The organism is Secundilactobacillus mixtipabuli (assembly GCF_002217925.1).
Lineage (GTDB): Bacteria > Bacillota > Bacilli > Lactobacillales > Lactobacillaceae > Secundilactobacillus > Secundilactobacillus mixtipabuli.
The window spans coordinates 93187-114764 of sequence record NZ_BCMF01000001.1; the positions used below are offsets into that span (position 1 = coordinate 93187).

Annotated in this window: 18 protein-coding genes, 1 pseudogene and 1 other annotated feature; of the genes and pseudogenes, 7 read left to right on the forward strand and 12 right to left on the reverse strand. The window is 44.4% G+C overall.

The genetic code is table 11. The annotated features are described in order from the left end of the window. Positions 1-27: 27 nt before the first annotated feature. Positions 28-213: a hypothetical protein gene (locus IWT5_RS12150; RefSeq protein ID WP_159459242.1), complete on the reverse strand. Its 186-nt coding sequence runs from the start codon at positions 211-213 to the stop codon at positions 28-30. A gap of 272 nt (positions 214-485) precedes the next feature. Here IWT5_RS12150 and abc-f point away from each other — a divergent pair. Together abc-f and IWT5_RS00415 are read left to right on the forward strand one after the other, a co-directional pair. Continuing rightward, positions 486-1984 (forward strand): annotated as a pseudogene (gene abc-f / locus IWT5_RS00410) (ribosomal protection-like ABC-F family protein). A gap of 72 nt (positions 1985-2056) precedes the next feature. After that, complete coding sequence (locus IWT5_RS00415; protein WP_089107982.1) at positions 2057-2446, forward strand: iron chaperone; 390 nt, start codon at positions 2057-2059, stop codon at positions 2444-2446. 55 nt (positions 2447-2501) lie between these two features. Here the strand turns inward: IWT5_RS00415 and IWT5_RS00420 are convergent, their stop codons facing one another. Beyond that, positions 2502-3050 carry a TetR/AcrR family transcriptional regulator gene (locus IWT5_RS00420; RefSeq protein WP_089107983.1) on the reverse strand — a complete coding sequence of 183 codons (549 nt, stop codon included), beginning with the start codon at positions 3048-3050 and terminating at the stop codon, positions 2502-2504. Between the two features lie 289 nt (positions 3051-3339). Between IWT5_RS00420 and IWT5_RS00425 the strand changes: the two genes are divergently transcribed. Continuing rightward, on the forward strand, positions 3340-4167 hold the full coding sequence (locus tag IWT5_RS00425) for an undecaprenyl-diphosphate phosphatase (RefSeq protein WP_089107984.1): 828 nt from the start codon (positions 3340-3342) through the stop codon (positions 4165-4167). Between the two features lie 82 nt (positions 4168-4249). Beyond that, entirely contained in the window at positions 4250-4645 is a 396-nt protein-coding gene (locus tag IWT5_RS00430) for an iron-sulfur cluster biosynthesis family protein (protein ID WP_089107985.1), read from the forward strand. A gap of 100 nt (positions 4646-4745) precedes the next feature. Here IWT5_RS00430 and IWT5_RS00435 read toward each other — a convergent pair whose 3' ends face one another. The 4 genes from IWT5_RS00435 to IWT5_RS00450 all read right to left on the reverse strand — a co-directional run bounded on the left by IWT5_RS00435 (position 4746) and on the right by IWT5_RS00450 (position 9152). Then, the gene (locus tag IWT5_RS00435; RefSeq protein WP_089107986.1) at positions 4746-5912 is read right to left on the reverse strand and encodes a MalY/PatB family protein; all 1167 of its coding nucleotides are present in this window, start codon (positions 5910-5912) and stop codon (positions 4746-4748) included. Beyond that, complete coding sequence (locus IWT5_RS00440; RefSeq protein WP_089107987.1) at positions 5909-6760, reverse strand: DUF3737 family protein; 852 nt, start codon at positions 6758-6760, stop codon at positions 5909-5911. The genes IWT5_RS00435 and IWT5_RS00440 overlap by 4 nt, the downstream gene beginning before the upstream one ends. Positions 6761-7006: 246 nt before the next feature. Then, positions 7007-8077: a 2,3-butanediol dehydrogenase gene (locus tag IWT5_RS00445; protein WP_089107988.1), complete on the reverse strand. Its 1071-nt coding sequence runs from the start codon at positions 8075-8077 to the stop codon at positions 7007-7009. A 241-nt stretch (positions 8078-8318) separates the two neighbouring features. Next, a complete protein-coding gene (locus tag IWT5_RS00450) occupies positions 8319-9152 on the reverse strand; it encodes an SDR family NAD(P)-dependent oxidoreductase (RefSeq protein ID WP_089107989.1) in 834 nt (277 codons plus the stop codon). 241 nt (positions 9153-9393) lie between these two features. After that, positions 9394-9640, forward strand: a binding site (T-box leader). 59 nt (positions 9641-9699) lie between these two features. On the opposite strand from IWT5_RS00450, the gene asnA reads away from it, so the two are divergent. After that, on the forward strand, positions 9700-10707 hold the full coding sequence (gene asnA / locus IWT5_RS00455; protein ID WP_089107990.1) for an aspartate--ammonia ligase: 1008 nt from the start codon (positions 9700-9702) through the stop codon (positions 10705-10707). A gap of 563 nt (positions 10708-11270) precedes the next feature. On the opposite strand, the gene arsC is transcribed toward asnA, so the two are convergent. Next, positions 11271-11681 (reverse strand): arsenate reductase (thioredoxin), encoded by a 411-nt coding sequence (gene arsC, locus IWT5_RS00460; protein WP_089107991.1) that lies wholly within the window; start codon positions 11679-11681, stop codon positions 11271-11273. 199 nt (positions 11682-11880) lie between these two features. Further along, positions 11881-12198, reverse strand: a complete 318-nt coding sequence (locus tag IWT5_RS00465; RefSeq protein WP_089107992.1) for a HesB/YadR/YfhF family protein — start codon at positions 12196-12198, stop codon at positions 11881-11883. Positions 12199-12574: 376 nt separating this feature from the next. On the opposite strand from IWT5_RS00465, the gene IWT5_RS00470 reads away from it, so the two are divergent. After that, positions 12575-13336: an SDR family NAD(P)-dependent oxidoreductase gene (locus IWT5_RS00470; protein WP_089107993.1), complete on the forward strand. Its 762-nt coding sequence runs from the start codon at positions 12575-12577 to the stop codon at positions 13334-13336. A 233-nt stretch (positions 13337-13569) separates the two neighbouring features. On the opposite strand, the gene IWT5_RS00475 is transcribed toward IWT5_RS00470, so the two are convergent. Continuing rightward, complete coding sequence (locus IWT5_RS00475) at positions 13570-14427, reverse strand: tyrosine-protein phosphatase (protein ID WP_089107994.1); 858 nt, start codon at positions 14425-14427, stop codon at positions 13570-13572. A gap of 192 nt (positions 14428-14619) precedes the next feature. On the opposite strand from IWT5_RS00475, the gene IWT5_RS00480 reads away from it, so the two are divergent. Continuing rightward, positions 14620-15495, forward strand: coding sequence for a DMT family transporter (locus tag IWT5_RS00480; RefSeq protein ID WP_159459243.1), 876 nt, complete (start codon positions 14620-14622; stop codon positions 15493-15495). Positions 15496-15554: 59 nt separating this feature from the next. On the opposite strand, the gene IWT5_RS00485 is transcribed toward IWT5_RS00480, so the two are convergent. The 3 genes from IWT5_RS00485 to IWT5_RS00495 form a co-directional block, all read right to left on the reverse strand. Continuing rightward, a complete protein-coding gene (locus IWT5_RS00485; protein ID WP_089108162.1) occupies positions 15555-18125 on the reverse strand; it encodes an ABC transporter permease in 2571 nt (856 codons plus the stop codon). A gap of 5 nt (positions 18126-18130) precedes the next feature. Continuing rightward, positions 18131-18832, reverse strand: a complete 702-nt coding sequence (locus tag IWT5_RS00490) for an ABC transporter ATP-binding protein (protein WP_089107996.1) — start codon at positions 18830-18832, stop codon at positions 18131-18133. 141 nt (positions 18833-18973) lie between these two features. Beyond that, entirely contained in the window at positions 18974-21433 is a 2460-nt protein-coding gene (locus IWT5_RS00495) for a phosphoketolase family protein (protein ID WP_089107997.1), read from the reverse strand. Positions 21434-21578: the final 145 nt, after the last annotated feature.

Consider the following 21578-nt stretch of genomic DNA (forward strand, 5'->3'; position numbering starts at 1 on the left):
TAGCTGTTATTTAGTCAAAAAGACCGCTTAACTTTCTGCCAAAAGTTTTGTCAGCGGTCTTTTTTGATGGTTTTTAAAAGTTCCCGAACAACCTTTACTAGATTGGATAATTCTTCGACCAACAAGTCCGCATAATGAACTGTTAACGTCAGACCAACTAGTAAGCTGATTAAAACGGAAAATTACTATTTGTTTGTCATCTAAATTTTTCAATCAGTTGACAGCAGCTCACTAAGCATGTTAATTTAGCTTCATACACAACAAAGGAGGCCTCGCCCATTGAAGATCTAAGTCAACCGTTAGAACCTAGCACCGCGATTTCCGTTAAAGGGGAATACTGTGCAGTTCTGGCATTGACCTAGACCTTCTCTAGCGAGCCTAAACGCATCATCGTTATGCGCAAAGCACCTGGAGAATTGTTCTCAGGTGTTTTTTTAATGCCCAAAAACTGCCGCGGTGCCCGTTAAGAAACTGGAGGACATCATATGTCGACTATTCAAATCACTCATTTAACCTTCGCTTATCCTGGGCAGGATAACCTGTTTACCAACCAGAATTTAACCTTTGACAGTGGTTGGAAATTAGGCCTGACTGGCCGTAATGGCCGTGGTAAAACCACCCTACTGAATCTGATTCGCGGAAAACTCAGCGGTCAAGGCAGCATCACGATGCCACTGACACCGCTCTATTTTCCGCAGCCGGTTAAAGATCCCACGAAAGAAGCTTGGGTCGTTGCTACCGAAGCAAGCACAGCTGAATTATGGGAAATTCAACGTGAGCTGTCTCTCATGCATGTGGATGATGACCTGTTGTACCGGCCATACGAAAGCCTTTCGGGTGGCGAACAGACCAAGGTCTTATTGGCGGCAACCTTTGCTAGCCAGACTGGTTTTCCACTATTGGATGAACCAACGAACCATCTGGATATCCGGGGCCGCGATCAGATTGCGGTTTATTTAAAGCAGGCCCAGCAAGGTTTCATCGCCATTTCACATGACCGGCATTTCCTAGATGTTGCCACTGACCATACCCTGACGATTGAAAAGCAGCAGCTGGTTTTGACTCAGGGTAATTATTCAGCATATGCTCAAGCCAAACAGTTAAAAGACCAATCGGAATACGCTGAACAGGCAAAGTTGCGGCGTGATATCGACCGGCTAAAACAAACTGCCGCTAGTAAACGGCAATGGAGCCATTCCCGCGAAGCTGACAAATACGGCAACCCCCATAAAAAAGGCAGCGGTGCTGTCTATGACACCGGCTTTATTGGCGCGCGTTCTGCGCGGGTCATGCAAAAGGCCAAGAATCTGGAACACCGGATGGATAAAGCAATCACTGATAAAGAATCATTACTGCAAAACGTCGAGTTCGTTGACCCGTTGACCCGTTGACCATGAATTATCAGCCAGACCACCATGAAACCTTACTCTGGGTCAGAAACGTTCAACTCAGCTATGATGGTCAGCCGTTATTCTCAAAACCAATTAGCTTTGAACTCAATCGTGGCGACCGGCTAGCTCTAATTGGGCCAAACGGCAGTGGTAAATCATCTTTGATTGCTGCTATCTTGGGGCAGTTCAAGGGTGAGGTCACCGGTGAAATTCAACTCACGGAAAATGCGAAGCGGAGCCTAGTCCGTCAGCATTACCCGGATAATGTGGGAACGCTAACTCAGTTTGCTGAAAAGCGCGGACTGAGTTATCAAGCCCTATTGAACAACCTGAAAAAATTGGGGATGCCTCGTACAACCTTCAACACCCCCATTCAACAGCTATCAGCCGGCCAGCAAAAAAAGGTGGAACTGGCGGCCAGCTTAGCGACCCCCACTAGTCTTTACCTGTGGGATGAACCTTTGAATTACCTAGACGTGTTCAACCAAGAACAGCTCACAACGCTCATTCAAACCGTCCAGCCCACAATGCTCATAACAGAACATGACCGCGATTTCATCCAGTCGGTCAGCACCAAAATCGTGAGCCTTTAGCGTTGCCAGACTCGCTGTTGCAAGTTAAATGAGAACTCGCTATACTGATGAAAAATTACGGGGGATGAGTCTATGGCAAAGTATGAAACGTTAGCCGAATACTTGGCTTCAATCAGTAAACCAGAAAACGCACAACAGTTAAGCGCACTGCTTGATAGTATCAAAACGCAATACCCACAGTTAGCGTTGCGCATCGCGTGGAATCAGCCGATGTTTACCGACCACGATACCTTTATCATTGGTTTCTCGGCTGCCAGCAAAGACATGGCCGTTTCAGTAGAAGCCCCAATTTTCGAGAAATATCTGACGCAAATTAAAGTGTTAGGCTATCGGGCAACAAAGCGTCAGTTCCACGTTGCTTGGGGAACCGAGATTGATGCAACCTTACTTCATCATTTGATTGAGGATGCCATCACGTATAAACAAGGAATGACCACCTTTTGGGCACCTAAAACAAACTAATCAAAAAAACCTGGTGAACAGTCAGCGACTGGACACCAGGTTTCTTTTTGCTTAATTATTGAACTTGAACGATTTTTTCGATCATTTCAACTAAAAATGCTTTAAGCCGTAAACGGTCGCGCTGGTTGGACAAATCAGCCTGCCCTAGCACACCAAAAACGCCCTCTAACATGAACGTACTTAATAACATCGGATCGTGTGATTTTCTAATCCGATAAATGACCGCTGGTGAATCTTGATTTTCCGCTGTAATATGCGTCATCAGCCATTTTTGTAAAATTTGGTGATTTTCTGCGTAATGACGGTTGTTCGGATCGACTCTCAAATGAGAGAGCACATCATAATTATCCATAAAAAAGTCAGCAATTTCAGCAGGCGTATGCTCTTTTTTACCATCACTTAACCAGTCTTCGAGGATTTTATCAAGGACGCCCTCGGTCAAATCGATTTTATCATGAAAATATCGGTAAAATGTGCTGCGTTTTATAAATGCGGCTTCACAAATCTGAGTAACTTCAATGTTTTCAATCCGGTGAGTTTTTAATAAGGTCAGCATTGCTGTCGTTATCTGGTTCCGGGTTCTTAAGCGTGCATATGAGGCCATTATTTAACCCCCCCTGGGTGGATTTACCTAATAATTAAATTTTATAACAAGCTATGCAAGGCTGTAAATGCAAACGACTCCTAAATTACTATTATATTGGAACATACCCTAATATATGCCATCAAATCGAACACCAAATTGTTTATGTATCTTTTACTAAAAAAATATAAACAGGGTGAAAACAGGCTTTTATAACCTTTACACAACTTTTACACATTCCAAGGGGTAAGTTTACATTGTTTCAGTAAACTTAGTCAGAGCACAAATTATAACGGAAGAGGTTTTCATCTTGATTGAACTTTTTAAAGCGATTATTTTAGGCGTGATCGAAGGGATAACCGAATTTCTCCCCATCAGTTCAACCGGTCACCTTTATCTGGCAGACGCATTTATCAAACTCGATGAATCAACGGCATTCATCAATATGTTTATGGTCGTCATACAATTCGGGGCCATTATGGCAGTAATTGCCCTATATTTCAATAAATTGAACCCGGTAGCCCGCAACAAAGATCAGTTGGCCAAACAGCAAACTTGGATTTTGTGGGCGAAGGTGATTCTAGCTGTTCTGCCTTCCGTCATTATCGGCTTACCACTAAATGACTGGATGGATGCCCATCTCACCAGCTGGCAGGTCATTTCGGCAACGTTGATTCTCTATGGTGTGCTGTTCATTCTGATTGAGACCTTTAATCATCACCGTTCGCCGCATTTTGCCAATTTAAATCAGCTACCCATTAAAATTGCCATTTTGATTGGCTGTTTTCAGATCTTGTCACTGGTTCCCGGTACCTCACGCTCTGGTGCGACTATTCTTGGCGCAATGCTCGTTGGCAGTTCAAGGTACGTGGCAACGGAATTCTCTTTCTTCTTGGCGATACCGACCATGTTTGGTGCTTCCTTGCTAAAAATCACTAAGTACCTGATTCATGGCAATACTTTCACGGGCATGCAAGCGGCGGTTTTGATCACTGGGATGCTTGTCTCCTTTGTGGTGGCCTACTTATCAATTAAATTTCTTTTGAACTACATCAAACAAAACGACTTTAAGGCATTTGGCTGGTACCGAATCATCTTAGGCCTGGCCGTCATTTTCTATTTTGGGTTGGTACATTAAATAGTCGCGACAAAATTTAACCGTGCACAATTGATTTTACCTGTTTTTCAGCGTAAACTGCTAGCTAAAGGAAGTGTTGATAATGAACGAAATTACGCTTACCCCTGCAGTTATTGAGGTATTAAAACAAAAACAAATCGCTGATAAAACATTGCTGCTGATCACTGATGACGCTGGCGGCAAATATTCACTTCAAGGCGGTGCTTGCAGTATCGGCACTAAGTTCACCATCGTGGTGTTAGACCAGCCAGACGATGAATACACTGTACAGCTGAAGAATAACGCTGGCCTATCGCTTTACACCTCTGATTATGACGTCTATTTTCTTGGTCAGGGCTTAAAACTGGATTACCAAAAAGCCATGATCAGCTTGACTAATAATGGTCAATTACTGGACAATAACGTTCTCATTGCAAACGGAAAAGATATTTTGGCTGCCTTTAAACAGGGTATTTTTGCCAATATCGGTAACTGTTAATTGAAAACGAATAACCCTCATCCCGAAAACATCAATCAGGATGAGGGTTATTTTTTGGGTTCTAGCATCTATGCAATAGTTAATAGATTTACGTTATCGCTTAAAGTGATTTAGCCGCGGCAATGCCTTTTTTCAAGCGGTTTAGCCCATCCATTAACCGTTCTTCAGGACAGGCAACGTTCATCCGCAGAAATTGCTGGCCATCGCCACCATACACCGTACCATCAGAAAGATACAGGCCGGTTTCTTGACGAATAAACTGTTCTAACTTGTCAGATGGCATCCCCACTTTACTGGTATCCAGCCAAACAAGATACGTTGCATCACCAGAAATGACTTTTACACTAGGAATATTCTCCGCCACAAACTTCGCGACAGTTTGCTTATTTTTCTCAATATAGGCTCGTAAATCATGGACCCATTGATGCCCAGACGTGTAGGCCGCAATCGTCGCTGGAATTGCAAAGGAATTGGGTTCTGCCAATTCATCCGTATTCAAGCCGCGATTAACAATTGCACGTAAGGCTTCGCTTGGCACGATCACAGTGGCAGCATGCAACGCCGCCACATTGAATGTCTTGCTTGGCGATACCGCGGTCACACTGTTTTGTTCGTTAATCCGATTAACGGAGGCAAACGGCGTATAACCCTTATCCGGTGCAGTAATATCACCGTGAATTTCATCTGATAAAACCACCACATGGTGCTTAGCAGCCAGCTCACCAATTCTAGCTAACGTTTCTACTGGCCAGATCATGCCCACCGGATTATGGGGATTACATAAAATCATCATCGTAGTCAATGGTTCAGCCATCTTGCTTTCCAAGTCATCCCAATCGATATGATAGCGACCTTGATTATCTAACACCAAATCACTGGAAAGAACATGCCGGCCATTATTCAAAATTGAATTATAAAAGATGTTATACACTGGTGCTTGAATTAACACGTTATCGCCAACGTTGGTCAATCGTCTAACAGCTGACGAAATCGTTGGTACAACACCAGTCGCAAATATCATCCAAGCCGTTTCTGGCCGCCAATTATGTTCTTTTTCATACCAGCTTTGAACGGCATCAAAGTAAGCTTGAGGCACTTCTTCATAGCCAAAGATTCCGCTTTTAGACCGCTCCTGAATGGCCTCAACAATGGCTGGTAAGGTCCGAAAGTCCATATCCGCTACCCACATCGGCAGTTCGTTATCCTTGACGTCCCACTTGACTGAATTGGTGTGACGCCGATCAATAAGTTCTGAAAAATCCGTCATGCCGTTTTTCTCCTAACGTTAATTTTTATCGCTGATTTATCAATTTCTGGATCATCAAGAATCACTTCACCGATTGCTGGCGCATTGATCACACCGTTTATTGGATTCTTGACACTATCAATAGTGGTAATCACATCAGCATTAACATCCGTACAATATTCAAACGCTAAATCAGTATTCACCAGTGAACAATTCTCCAAGGTCAGATCATCAACGTAGCAAAGCCCCTGGTCGCTTTCAATCCAGCAGTTTACAAACCGAATATGCTTGGAATTCCAAGCAAGGTATTCACCAATCAGGGTTGAATCATAAACCGTCACGTTATCACAATTCCAAAACGCGTCATGCGTTTCAAAGGTTGAGTGATGCACCTCAATGTTTTTACTACCGTCAAACGCGTAGTTGCCGCTCAACTTCAGGTGATCCACCACCACGTTTTCGCAGTTTTTGCCAAAATAATCGCCAGTTGCTGTAATATGATCCAACTTAACGTTTTGACACCACCAAAGAGTTTCCGCAGCGTTACTCATGGTGATATTGGATAATTCCGCATGGTCAACGTGCCGGAAGGTCTTAGTGGCTTCCACCATCACGTTATCCATTTTTAAGTTCTTGGTGTACCAGATGCCTGCGTGGGCTTCCAGCTTTAACGTGCTTTGCGAAACGCTAATATCATCCGCATACCACAGTGGGTATTTCCACTTGAAAATATTGTGTTCAATAGTCAAATGGCGGCTGTGTTTCAGTGGTGATTCGCCATTTTGGAACGTGCTATTTTTAATGTTGAGGTCGTGCGCTTTAAATAAGGCCCGTTCGCCTTCAAATACTTGTTGGTTGATTTCTTTCACATTGTTTACCTTCTCAATTCTTATCTAATAGCTATATTTTAGTTTTAATACTTTAGATTGTCTAACAATCTTACTTCCTAATGGTTAGGAAGTGATGTATTTATGATACAACCTTATGAGCAGTTAGCAACAGAAAAATTTTCAGTTTTGAAATTGTACTAGCGTTCAGTTACAAGACCTTCTGCATCAAAAAAGAAACCAATTCGCGACGAATTGGTTTCTTGACTGCTGGCTATTTAAACCCGATTAAAGGTCTGGTGAAACTAAAATCTTAACTTGTGATTTGTCTTCAGCTAATGCCTTAATCCCTTCATCAAGGGCTTGATCCAGTCCGATTTCTTTGGTAATAATCTTTCTGAAATCAGCTTGATTATTGTTAATGATTCCCAATACTGCTGGGAAGCTATTGTTGTAACAAAGTGTCGTGATGATGTTGATACCTTGCATGATCACGTCATCGGTCATGTTCATGGAAACGTCTTGACCAAATAACGCGACAACTTGTAACGTACCCGTCCGTTTAGTGACCTTTAAAGCCGTATCAAAGGTTGCTTGGGCGCCGGCACATTCAAAGGTGATATCAACACCGTTTGGCAATTCCTTGCGAATTTCTTCGTTAACGTCAACTTCTTTAGGATTCAGCGTCTTTTCAATGCCTAATTCTTTGGCCTTTTGAAGACGAACTTCGGAAACATCGACAATGTAAATGTTGTTGGCCCCACTGATTTTAGCCAATAATGCCATCAGTAGGCCAATTGGGCCGGCACCCATGACAGCCACGTTTTGGCCTTCGCGCAAGCCGCTGCGTTTAACGGCTTCGTAAACCACAGCCGTTGGTTCAGCCACTGCCCCTAATTTAATATCCAGGCCTTCTGGTAACTTGTGTGCAAAGACACCTTGTACGTTGGCAAATTCAGCAAAACCGCCATCTTGTGAGAAGCCCAGGAAGTTCCCTGAGCCATCTGGCCCAACGGCGTTATTACAGAAGTTGTAGTCCCCTTTACGACAGTTCTCACATTTGCCGCAAGCAAGTAATGGCTCAATAGCAACCTTGTCGCCAATCTTCAAGTCTGAGACATCCTGACCAACTTTGACCACTTCACCTGAAAATTCATGGCCTAATGTGATCGGTACAGTCTTACCCGTTAATGGGTTGGGAACTGTAGGTAATCCCCAGCCTTCCAGATAAGCATGTAGATCACTGCCGCAAATTCCACAATAAGCTACCTTAACTTGAACTTCGTCATCCTTTGGGTCTGCAATTGCAACGTCTTCAACGCGAATATCCTTCTCGCCATAAATTCGAACTGCTTTCATGCTTGTGGCCTCCTTGAACAATTGACAACAACAACTATTGATTCACAATTTAATCATACGGTCAACTATGGGAAAAAGCAATAGTAAATGTTAACGCTTTCTTTACTGATATGACGCTGTTCCAAATGTGTCTCACAAGCCTTCTATGACCGTTAAATGAGTGTGTCATTTACCAAAATAAAAGTTCCGCAACCACCAGACAAATAGCCTTGCGTTTACGGAACTTCATTAAAATCTCAAATTATGACTTATTTCGGGTGAGCCGACCGACAATCAAACTCATCCCTTCATGGAACATGCCTGGGTGATTACGAGCAAAACGCGCCAGCATTCTGTCCGTTAAACCAAAGTAATAGCGGCGCTTAGGATGACGTTCCGTTGCAGCGCGATAGAAGACTTTGGCAAGATCCTCGGAGGTCGCTTCGGCAGTCTTCAGCATGCCGCCCAGCAACTTTCGCGTTCCTTCAGCTAATGGTGTATACGGTGAACCAGCCGTTAAATTATCAAGCGCATTGCTCATGGCAATATCTAACCAAGACGATTCGGTACCGCCGGGTTCAATAATGATTGACCGAAGTCCAAATTGCCGAATTTCGGTATCTAACACGTCGGACCAGACGTTCAGACCACGCTTAGTGACATAGTACCAACCACCAAGCGGCGAGTAGACATCGCCACCGATTGAGGAGTTATTGATGATCCGGCCAGAACCCTGTTGGCGCATTTGCGGCAGTACCAGCTTGGTTAACTCCGACGCACCGACGAGGTTGGTTTCTAATTGTTTGTGAACTTTATCTAGGCCGACTTCCTCAATTGGGCCAAACTCGCCGTAACCAGCGTTGTTAAGCAACACATCAATGCGTAACCCATCGGCTAAAGCGTCCTCAACAAACTGCTGACGCGAATCAGCATCCGTCACATCTAAATGTAATGGCTGGATACTCGGACCAGTCGGTATCTTTTCAACTCTCCGTGCTCCCGCATAGACGTGCCAGCCATGTTTGGCAAACAGTTCAGTTGCGGCATATCCCATGCCACTGGATGCACCGGTAATCAAGATCACTCGTTTTGTCATTGTCAGGTCCCCTTTATGAGTTATCGTTCATTGTTAAAGCAACTTTAAAGCGAAATAGGCGGAAATACAAGCCAATGATGATGAGAATTCGTCAAATTGATATCACCGGCTAAAAATATTTTTGCCCTTTTTAATTGATTTTCTTCTACTAATGGCAAAGGGACAATTTGATTGCGCTCAAGAAAATCTTAGGAATTTTGTTTACAAATTATGAAAAGATGGTAAGATACTGATTAGAGATTAAAAAACGTAGGAAAGACAAGTACGTTTAGTCGAACTATCAGTGAGTTGGGAAATGGTGCGAACCCAATCAGTAATCGGCTTTACCGAATAACACTTTCTTAGTTGCGGGCTGAACCACTTAGCAGTAAGCTTCGCCGTCACCGAAACGTTACCATCGGAGCGTATGTTAGTATGCATATTGAGGTGGCTTATCTATAGATAGGCAACTTGGGTGGTACCGCGAAATGAAGTCTTTCGTCCCTTGGTTTAGGGATAAAAGGCTTCTTTTATTTTATTCCAAATCTATTATAGAGGAGCGAGTACCATGCATTTAATTATTCCAAAATCTTATGACTCAAAGTTAGACCTGCACGAAACACAGGACGCTATTCGTTACATCCGGGAAACTTTCCAAGATGAATTCCGTAAAGAATTAAACCTCTCTCGTGTTTCGACACCAATGTTTGTTGAAAAGAAAACGGGTTTAAACGATAACTTAAACGGTGTTGAAAAACCTGTTTCATTTACCATGAAAGACATGGGCGACGAACAAATCGAAATCGTCCACTCACTGGCTAAGTGGAAGCGTGTCGCTTTGAAGCGTTACGGTTTCAAACTTCATGAAGGCCTCTACACCAACATGAACGCCATCCGTAAAGACGAAGATCTGGACAACTTCCACTCTGCCTATGTGGACCAATGGGACTGGGAAAAAGTGATCACCAAAGAAGAACGTACCGTTGAGACCTTGAAGCATACTGTTCGTCAAATCTTCAAAGTCATCAAGCACATGGAACACGAAGTTTGGTACAAGTTCCCACAATCCGTTTATCATTTACCTGATGAAATTCACTTTGTTACGACCCAGGAGCTTGAAGACCGTTGGCCAGACAAGACCCCTATGGAGCGTGAAGATTTAATTGCTAAAGAACTTCGTTGCGTCTTCATCATGAAGATCGGTGGCGCCTTGAAGAGTGGCAAACGTCATGATGGCCGGGCACCTGACTATGATGACTGGGAATTGAACGGCGATATCATCTTCTGGTATGAACCACTAGACCAAAAGATTGAAATCTCCAGCATGGGTATCCGGGTCGATGCCGAATCCATGAAGAAGCAATTAAAGATTGCTGGTGCGGAAGATCGTTTGAAGTTGCCATATCACCAAATGGTCTTAAACGAAGAAGTTCCATACACCATTGGTGGCGGGATCGGCCAATCACGGCTGTGCATGCTGCTATTGGGTAAAGCTCACGTTGGTGAAGTGCAAGCATCTCTGTGGCCTCAAGAAATGATTGATAAGTGTGAAGCGGCGGGGATTCATCTGTTGTAGAGTGCGGAAGCAAGCGGTTAGAGACTGGAGTCTAAGGCGCTTTCGACAAAAATCCCGGTCTTGGATTTATGTCGGAAGTGACTTAGGTGCAAGTCTCTGCTTGCTGCAGCACGTTTCGGCTATGTAGCATTAGAGTGCGGAAGCAGGCGGTTAGAGAGCGGAGCCTAAGCTGATTGCGGTAAAAATCCCGGGTTTGGATTTATACCGTAATTGGCTTTAGGTGCAGCTCTCTGCCTGCTGCAGCACGTTTCGGCCAGATAAAATCAAAACAGTGTCAGCAAAATGGTACCCTCAAGGTAGAAACTAAACCTAGAGGGTGCCTTTTATCTACTCAGTGCTAATATCCCGTTCCGCCAAACCAATTTCTCGAAGTGGGGTCGCTCCGAAGCTAGCACCTGCGCTTCGCTTGGGGCGGATCTTCTCCGTCTCCCGTAGTCGTAACCGAGCAAAGAACACTCGCTAACGGCTACTCGTACCACGAGAAATTGGTTTGGCTTCACTGAATAATATAAATAGCGCCTGCTGCCAGTCATCTAACCGGTAGCAAGCGCTATTTTCGTACCTTATTTCAATAATTCGCTGTTCTGGATCCGTTGCTGAATGTCATCGCGAACATCACGGAATGCCCGTAGCTTATCCGCCTCGCTACCCGTAGCTTGAGCCGGATCTGCTAACGGCCAGTGAACCCGTTTCACTTGAGGTGGTGTCATTGGACACTTATCCCGAGCATCACCGCAGAGCGTGACAACCACATCGCAACTGTTCAGATAGTCAGTGTCAATCAGCTTGGAATACTGGTTCGAAATATCGATGCCAACCTCACTCATTACCTGCACAGCCATCGGATTGAGACCATGGGTTTCAACGCCGGCGCTCTGAACTTCCCATTCAGAGCCAAGCAACGTTCGGGCAAAGCCCTCCGCCATTTGGCTGCGACAGGAATTACCGGTACACAAAAAGTAAACACGTTTCATTGATGCCACCCCGCTGTTTTGTCTTGCCACAGATTATACAGGGAATGCTAGCAAAGTACTAGTCCTGCCCCTTAGGCTGATAATGATTAATCCAATTTTTTCAAACACTAAAAACCAATCTAAAGTTGGCGACTTCCCGCCATCCTCTAAATTGGTCCATTTTTAATCGATATTTAATTCAACAGTTATGGCTCAACCGTTACAGTTCGCCATTTTCTTTCCAAGTATACTGAACGTTGTTAGGATCTTTCTCTGCATCATAGTCCACATCAAGATCGTAACCCTTAAAGAACCAAAGGTCGTCTTCTTCAATATAGAAGGTCACACCGTCTTTAACGACTTTCACACCAAAATTGTGTGGGTCGAGCTCTCTTGCCAAGGCAATCGAAAAGCCTTGGTGAACCTTAGTACGGCCATATAATTTACCATGAAAGCGAATCGCTGCGTTTTTATCAGGACCCACATTCATTTCATCTTCAAACCACTTAACTGCGGCATCGGTAAGTTGTAATTTCATTGAGATATCCTCCTTGGATAACCTGTTTAAATGCAATTAGAAGACGTATTTTTTATCCACACGCTAAGCTTAATATAACATACTCATTCACCAGTGTTAAAAAATATACTTGTGTTTTATTTAATTTGTGCACAATTGGTTATTTACAGTGACATTCAAAAACCAAAAGGACCAAACGGATTTGGTTCAACATAACCCTTATTATTTTTTTCTACTGTAATTTTCTTCCAAAAATCATTATTTATGTTAATGACTGATTATATTCAAAGGCATCTATATTGACAGGTACAAAAGCTTTCAAAGAAAACGCTTACAATTGAACCAACTTTATGGTATGGTGCTTTATGCAAAACATTATATTATGGAGGCATAAACTATGACAGTTCAATGGGATGTGCAAGACAAGAGTGTCATTATTACCGGTGGCGCTGGTGGAATCGGTTTTGGGATGGCAACAGCATTCGTCAAAGCCGGTGCGAAAGTCTTAATTGTTGACATTCACGATGATGCGCTTCAAAAGGCAGAAAAAGCTTTGTCGTCATTAGGCACCATTAAAACCCTCAATGCTGATATTTCTTCGCCACAAAAAGATCAGAAAATCATTCAAACTGCACTTGATACGTTTGGCGGACTGGATGTTCTAATCAATAATGCACATGCTTCAAAACAAAAACCATTTACTTCTTTAACAGACGACGATCTGGCGTTGTCGATGAACACCGGTTTCTATCCAACCTGGCATTTGATGCAGCTGGCCTATCCCCACTTAAAAGAAGTCAAAGGCTGCGTAATCAACTTTGCTTCTGGTGCCGGTCTCAATGGCCAGCCAACTCAAGCCGCGTACGCAGCTGCCAAAGAGGCCATCCGTGGTTTATCGCGAGTAGCCGCAAACGAATGGGCTGCTGATGGCATCCGCGTCAACATTATTTCACCAATTGCCGAAACAGAAGGCGTGAAACAGTGGAAACAAGCTGCGCCAGAGCAGTATCAGCACTTAGTTAACAGTATTCCACTACATCGTCTGGGAGATCCTGAAACTGATATTGGATCAGTTGCACTATTTCTTGCTAGCAGCGCTAGTTCTTACATGACTGGACAGACACTGATGGTCGACGGCGGCGATATCAAATTACGCTAAATCTGCTTGTTTGACGATTTATATTTAAAAAGCGATGAACTACTTCTATTCCCAGTTCATCGCTTTTTACAATCTACGTTGGTACTATTCCTCTAGGTCGGACGGTTGAACCAAATAACATTGCAAACATGGTCACATTCTTAGCTAGTCCAGTAACAGAGTTCATCACTGGCTGATATTAATTTACTTATCGACAAGCCCTAACCAGCACCCACTCATTACTTTGACAGTTTCTACTTTAAATAGTGCTGCCTTAACTGGGCAATATTTTGCTTTGACAAACCCAATCCCTTAGTCAGATAGTCCTGAATAGAGCCATACTTTTTATCAGCCGCTTCATATGCAGCATCCAAATAGACTTTTTTGACCACCAGCGTCTCTTTTTTCCTCTCAATCGCCTGCCTTGAAACGCCTTGCTGTTTCAGCGCTGACAGTTGATGGCTGATTAGTGCCTTGTTGTAGGTATTAGAAGCGAGGTAATCTTGATAAACCGTCTTTTGTGGTACGCCAAGTGCGGTCAAAACCAACGCTGTCCCAAATCCAGTACGGTCTTTACCCGCGCTGCAGTGCCATAAAATAGCCCGATTGCTTGGTGCCTTTAACAATTGCAAAAATAACTGACGATAAGCATGTCGTGCCTGTGACGTTGTGACAAATGATTGATACAACTTCACCATTGATTTTGAGCCGCTCACCGTCGCAATGCGATTAACACTGGCCATGGTTTTGTCAGAGACCACTGGATCTTTCAAAAGCTGAACACCTGGAATCTTGGCATCCGGTGTGTGCTTAATGACTGCGGGTGTGCGCAGATCAACAACCGTTTTAAGCCGATATCGCCTTACCAGCAACTGTTCATCCTTACCCGTTAAGTCAGCTAACTTGGCCGAACGAAGCAGCAATCGGGATTTAACTTTCTGTTTCGTCGCAGTTTGATACCCCCCGAGGTCACGCACATTATTAGCCCCGTGCAGTTTAATTTGATGACTAGCCCGTACGTTTTCCACCCCAGAAAAGGATTGCGTAATCGGTGTACTCAAGCCAATCGTAAGACCAACTACCACCAGCAAACCGATAATTAATTTTTTCATATCTCTCACCTTATCATTTACTCCTAAACGCTAAACACCGTAAAAAATCTCTTTCATAAGATATTATGCCACTTTTCAGAATCCACGATAACCTTGATGACCTTCAATCACACCTGAGAATACTCATACCATCGACCTGTCAACTAGTGTAAAATTGTTATGACATAAAATCTATATTAAAGGATGTTACATATGAATCGTCAACGCGCTTTTTGGCTCATGTTTCTGGTCACTGCTTCTTGGGGGGCATCCTATATGTGGATGAAGATTGCACTGATCAGTGTCGCCCCGCTGTTTCTGGTTGGCTTACGCTTTACGGTTGCCTTTTTAGCAACCCTGTTAATTTTTGCGCGGATTTTGAAACGCCCTTCCCGCGGTGAACTGCTGGCCAGTTTTATCTTAGGAACCCTATTATTCTGTGCTTTTACATTTGTCATGATCAGTCTCCGGCATACCGCAGCTTCCACTGCCGGCTTCCTGTTAAGTACCACCACCGTTTTTGTGGCCTTCTTTGAAGCGGTACTTAAAAAGCGGTTCCCTCGCCTAAGCACAATCATCACCACCATCCTAGTGGTACTGGGATTATACTTACTGGTGGCCAACGGCGCTGACCTGCAGCTGGATCTCAACGCGCTGCTATGTGTGATTTGTGCAGCAATCTACGCTGTTTACATTATGGCTTCAGATATTCTAGCCAAAAAACACCTGGTCACGTTTAGTGTGAGCATCTGGCAACTGGGCGTCGCCGGTGTGGAAGGACTACTGTTCGGTGGCATGATGAACGGCATTACGCTCCCGAAGTCCGCTTCTCAGTGGGGCGCCGTTTTAGCACTCGGACTCATCTGCAGCGCCTTTGGCTTTGTGGCTCAAACCCAGGTTCAAAATTACTTGGCGCCAGACACCGTCAGTTTGATTTATTCGTTGGAGCCCATTTTCTCTGCCATCTTTGCCTTCTTCACCCTTGGCGAAATCTTATCACCACAGCAGTACCTTGGCGCTGCCATCATGTTTCTGAGCGTCGTGGCATCCGAAATTGTGAAGGCCCGTTCGCCGCAATCCGAAAACTAATTCAATACCGCAAAACGCCAGCTCTTAATCGAGCTGACGTTTTTTATTTCTCATTAAAATTAATTTTCCTTCAAGGCCTCCACCATGTCTACATGCTTTAACTTTTGATGGGTGACCCACATCACGATCAGTGTAAACAGCACCATTAATAACGTTGCCACCACGTAGCCCGGCCAGCGAATAATGACTGGGAAGACCACTTGTGAAGTTGTCGCCTGATTGAGGATAAAGCTGAGTAACCCCCATCCAGCGCCGTAGCCCAAAATAATGCCGAAGACGGTCAGTAAGATATTTTCCCGTGCAACGTACATCGTTACTTCACCATCAAAGAACCCCAGTACTTTCACGGTTGATAACTCACGAATCCGTTCCGAAATATTGATATTAGTCAGGTTGTAGAGAACGACAAACGACAAAACACCGGAAAGCAAAATCATGATCAATACAATTACGTTCATCGAGCTGCTCATGGTTTTAATCGTCGTTTCCTGATCAGAAGCAAAACTGGTCCCTAACGCATCGCCGTGTTCCATCAGCTGCCGTGCCAGTTGATTTTGCTGTTGACTGGACTGACGGTCTAGCTTCACCAATAAGGTATTCACCGCGGGCGGTGCATTGAAAGCATGCCGGTAAGCACTGGCAGTCATATACGCAAACACGCCCATGTAGTTTGGCGTAACTGCGGTGACTTTCAAAGTTACTTTTTGACCCGCTGCAGTGATGAAGTCAACCTTATCCCCTGCCTTAACCTTCAACTCAGAAGCAATTTTTTGACTGATCACCAATCCATTTCCCGTTAGCGGATGGCTCAGAGTGACGTATTTTTTGAACTGCTGCTGATCCTTCGGCGTTACAAGATTAACGTCACTCAATTGATCGCCGTTGGCCTTTACCTTACCTGCTGTCATGTGCACCTTTGCGGCACCCCGATAATGATTAGTGCCCTCCAAAACCCGCATTGCTTTTTGACTTTGATTATCGTGAGCCAATGAGACCGTCGCTGAATAATGAAAAATTTGGCCGTATTGTTGACTGGCGGTTGACCCGATCGAATCATTCAGTCCAAATCCGGTTAAAATCAGCGCAGTACCACCGGCAATCCCAATAATGGTCATCCACATGCGACTCTTATACCGAAACAGGTTTCGATATGAAACTTTCTGATTAAAGGAGAGTCTGCGCCACAACGGCGTCATTCGTTCCATCAAAATGCGTTTTGCTGATTTCGGTGTCCGCGGCAACATTAAGTCAGCCGGCTTTTCAGCTAATTCACGCCGAACCACAATAACAGCTGCCCCCACCGTTGCAATTAGTGAAAAGGCAACGGCTAATGCAATCACTCCCCACATCACAGGCACTGTTGTCATCATGGGAATGCTCATGTGATACATGGAAATAACCAGTCGCGGCAGCGTGATATTGCCAATCACGCTCCCAAGAACAGCGCCAATTAAACCCGCCATTAAGGCATAGCTCAAATAGTTGCGGGCAATTGCCCACTTCGTATAACCTAGCGCCTTGAAAGTCCCAATTTGCCGCCGCGCTTCTTCCACCATTCGCGTGATTGTGGTAAACGTAATCAGCGCCGCAATCAGGAAAAAGAAGACTGGAAATACATTAGCAATGGCAGCAATCCGATTCGACGTATCCCCAAAGGACGTAAAGCCGGGTAAATCTTCACGCGTCTGCCAGGTATAAACGGTGTGCGTTTTAGCAGCTGCTGCTTTCATCGCCGCGGTTAACTTAGCTTGATTTTTCTCTAATATCTGCTGTTGCTGCTGAAGAACTGCCGAATTGCCAGCCGCCTGTTTTAGCTGCGCTAACTGTTTGACCGCTTGCGTTAACTTTTTCTGTTGCGGTTCAAAAGAACGATTGATCTTTGCTGACAGTTGCTGTTGGCGTTCTCTAGCCTGGGGTTTAAAAGCCCGCTTTAAAGCCGTCACCTTTTTATTCACGGCAGTCTGGTAATCATCGTTAAACGTATTTAGTGACTGCAATGACTTAAACCGGACTGTGAGAAGGGTCGCTGTCGGTAGGTTCAGTTGCTTAGGTTGAAGATAAGCAAAATAGCGAACCGTGCCGTCACCAACGTTGGCTGAACCACGAGTGCTGTAATCAATATAGCGAGGTGAATCGGCAAAACCGACGATGCGATAGGTCCGTTGTCTGAGTTTAGCTTGCTGATTAAAGCGATACATATCACCTATCCGATAACCATATTCACGTTTAGCCCATTCATCCAGCACGATTTGATTGTTGGCGTGTGGAAAATGCCCGCTGCGCAATTTCAGCTGATTCTGTTGCGCATGAGGTTGATATCCGTAAAGGGCAACTACATCTTCGTTCTTGCCACCCGTCACGTACTTAAACTTGCTGATTTCCGCTTGCGCACCACTGACTTGCTCGGCAGTGTCAACGTCTTTGGCCGTAAAACCAGTGGTCGAAAACAACTGAACATCGCTCAAATGCTGGGCTTCAACCGTCGTAGCCATTGAATCGTTCAAACCGGGACCAGCAGCCTTCACACCAACAAAAATCAGCGTTCCCAATAAAATAATCAAAATGATGGCGATGAACCGGCCCTTGTTGGCGGCAATCTCCCGCCACATATTTTTTGTCATGGGTGTCATCATGGTCACCACTCAATCTGTTCAACAGGAACTGGTGACGGGTTATCTTCAACGGAGCGAACTTGGGCATCATTAATCCGAATAATTCGGTCGGCCATTTTAGCAATCGCAGCGTTATGTGTGATGATCAGTACCGTTTTATTATCCCGCTGGCTTGCTGTTTGAAGTAAACTCAAAACTTGCTTCCCAGTCTGATAATCCAAAGCACCAGTAGGTTCATCGCATAGTAGTAATTTGGGATTTTTAGCTAATGCCCGAGCAATCGCCACCCGCTGCTGTTCCCCACCAGAAAGTTGGGAGGGAAAATTATCTAATCGATTGCCTAGTCCAACCTCCCGTAACGTTTCTTCAGCGTCCAATGCATCATCAACGATGGAGTTGGCAAGCTCCACGTTTTCTCGAGTCGTTAGGTTCGGAATCAGGTTATAGAATTGGAAAACAAACCCGACATCACTACGCCGGTACGCCGTTAATTGACGGTCATTAAACTTAGCAATATCAACACCGTCAATTAAAACGGCACCGCTGGTGGGCGTATCCATGCCGCCTAAAATATTCAGTACCGTTGATTTACCAGCACCGCTAGGGCCTAAGATCACCGTTAACTGTCCCTGCTCACAGGTAAAACTTAGTTGGTTATTGGCAATAATTTTAGTTTCACCCGTTTGATAGATTTTTGATTCATTTTGCACTTCAATGTAGCTCATATGCACCCTCCCCATTTGGTTCTTCTACTACTGAGTATCCCTTGACTGAAGTAGAAATTCAAGTTGGATTTTTACGCAAAAAAGCACCGACCCATTTCTGAGTCGGTGCTTTTTTAAATGTTCAGTCATCCGTAGAAGAAATTACTTCTTCAAAGGAGTCCATTCCCATTTAGTGAATTCTTCAATGTCGCGACCTTCGTCACGAGTAACCTTGAAGTGTTTTGCTAAGATGTCATCCATCTTCTTGTCAAAGGCTTTACCGGCAGCTTCGTCGATAGCACCATTAGCAATCAAGGTGTTAACAGCATCTTTAGCTTGGTTGAAACGATCAAGTTGTGAGTATACACGCATGTCGTAAGCGGTGGTGATATCACCATCTTCACGGTAACCATGGACGTGTGCACCAGCATGTTGACGTTCGTAGAAGATTGATTCGATCAAGTCTTCGTAACCGTGGAAACCAAAGAGAACTGGTGTGCCTGATTGACCGAAGAGTGAAGTGAACTTCTCATCTGACAATGAACGTTCTGCGTTCAGAGGGCCGTTCTTCTTTTGAAGACGTCCAAGTTCAACAACGTTGACATAACGCATCTTAACTGATGGGAATGCATCGTTGATCAAGTCAATAGCAGCTAAAGTTTCAATCGTTGGTTCAACACCAGCAGAAGCAAAGACGATATCAGCATCTTCACCTTCAGCAACAGTTGAAGCCCAATCAATAGCCTTGATACCTTCAGTAGCTAATTCTTCAGCTTCGTCGATTGAGAACCATTGTTGACGAGGTTGCTTAGAAGCAACAATGTGGTTAACCTTTTGACGGTCACGGAAGGCACGGTCAAAGACAGCTAACAACGTGTTACCATCGGCTGGAAGATATTGACGGATAAAGTCAGACTTCTTTTCAGCCAAGTGGGTCAACATACCTGGATCTTGGTGGGTATAACCGTTGTGGTCTTGTTGGAATACAGTTGAAGTTGAGATCAAGTTCAATGATGGATAATCATTGCGCCATGGTTCTGCAGCTGCTTGGCGGATCCACTTGAAGTGTTGAGTCGTCATTGAGTCAACTACTCGCAAGAATGATTCGTAAGAAGCAAAGATACCTTGACGACCAGTCAGAGTGTAACCTTCAAGCCAACCTTCAGCTTGGTGTTCTGACAATTGAGCATCTAAAATACGGCCTTCTGGGGCTTCGTATTGGTCATTAGGTTCCTTGACCTTGCTCATCCATTGACGGTTAGTCATCTTGAACATATCCCAGAGACGGTTTGACATGGTTTCGTCAGGGCCGAATACACGGAATGAAGTTGGGTTCTTGGTAGCAACACCAGCAAAGAATGAAGAAAGAACATTCATATCCATGTTACGGTTGCCATCTGGTAATTGAGTACCGCGGTTGTCAGCAGTGATGTCGTTAGCTAAGCTCTTCCAGTCAGGCAAGTCAAGCATAGCAGGCTTTTCGCCACGACGACGGCCACCGTTAGCAACTGGGTTAGCTGCCATCCGCTTGTCACCCTTAGGTGCAAAGTCAGCAACTTCAGCCTTCAATGAACCATCAGTATTGAATAATTCTTCTGGCTTGTATGAGTTCATCCAAGCTTCGAATTCTGGTAATTCAGCAAGGTTCTTTTGGCTCAAGCCAAGTGGAACTTGGTGAGCACGGAATGAGTTTTCGATTGGTTCGCCAGCTGGGTTGTGTGTAGGACCGCCCCAACCTTTTGGTAAGCGAGCGATAACAACAGGCCAAGCTGGAATAGTACCATCTTCGTACTTGCCGTTTTCGCGGGCATCTTTTTGAATTTGTTGGATATCAGCAATAGCTTGATCAAATAACTTAGCAGCTTTTTCGTGGTAAGTCATGTAATCGTGGATATCATCGTTTTCAAGGAAACGAGGTGACCAGCCAAGGCCTTCGAAGAACTTAGCGATGTTTTCGTCGCTCATCCGACTGAAGAGAGTTGGGTTGGAAATCTTGAAGCCGTTTAAGTCAAGAATTGGTAAAACGGCACCGTCGTTCTTAGGGTTGATGAACTTGATTGAGTTCCAAGCAGTCATAGCAGGACCGGTTTCAACTTCACCATCACCAACAACAGTAAAGGCGATTTGGTCTGGGTTATCCAGAATAGCACCAGTTGCGTGTGAAAGTGAGTAACCAAGTTCGCCACCTTCATGAAGTGAGCCAGGAGTTTGAGCAGTCATGTGGGAACCAATTCCACCAGGGAATGAGAACCGCTTGTAAAGACGTGACATACCTTCAAGATCCTGAGTAATTTCAGGGTAAGCGTCGGTGTAAGTACCGTCCAAGTATGAGTTAGTAACCATAACTTGGCCACCATGACCAGGGCCACCAATATAGAACATGTTCAAACCGTACTTGTTGATCAAACGGTTGGCATGGGCATACAGGAACGTTTGTCCTGAGATAGTACCCCAGTGACCAATTGGTTTAACTTTTACGTCGTCCGCTTGGATTGGTGTGTTAGTAACTGAGAACAATGGGTTGTTCTTCAGGAAGATCATTCCACCTGAAAGATACGTTGTGGCACGCCACCAGGCGTCAACTTTTTCCAAGTATGACTTGGAATCATAATCTACTGCCATGAAATTATACACTCCTTCATTTAAATAGCTGTACTTCTGACAATTAACGAAAAATCGTTATGGTCCATTTGCTTTATTAATAATACCAATTTTTACCAAAAAGTCAACAACTTTTTAAATTGATACGGTCCAATTAATAAAAGTG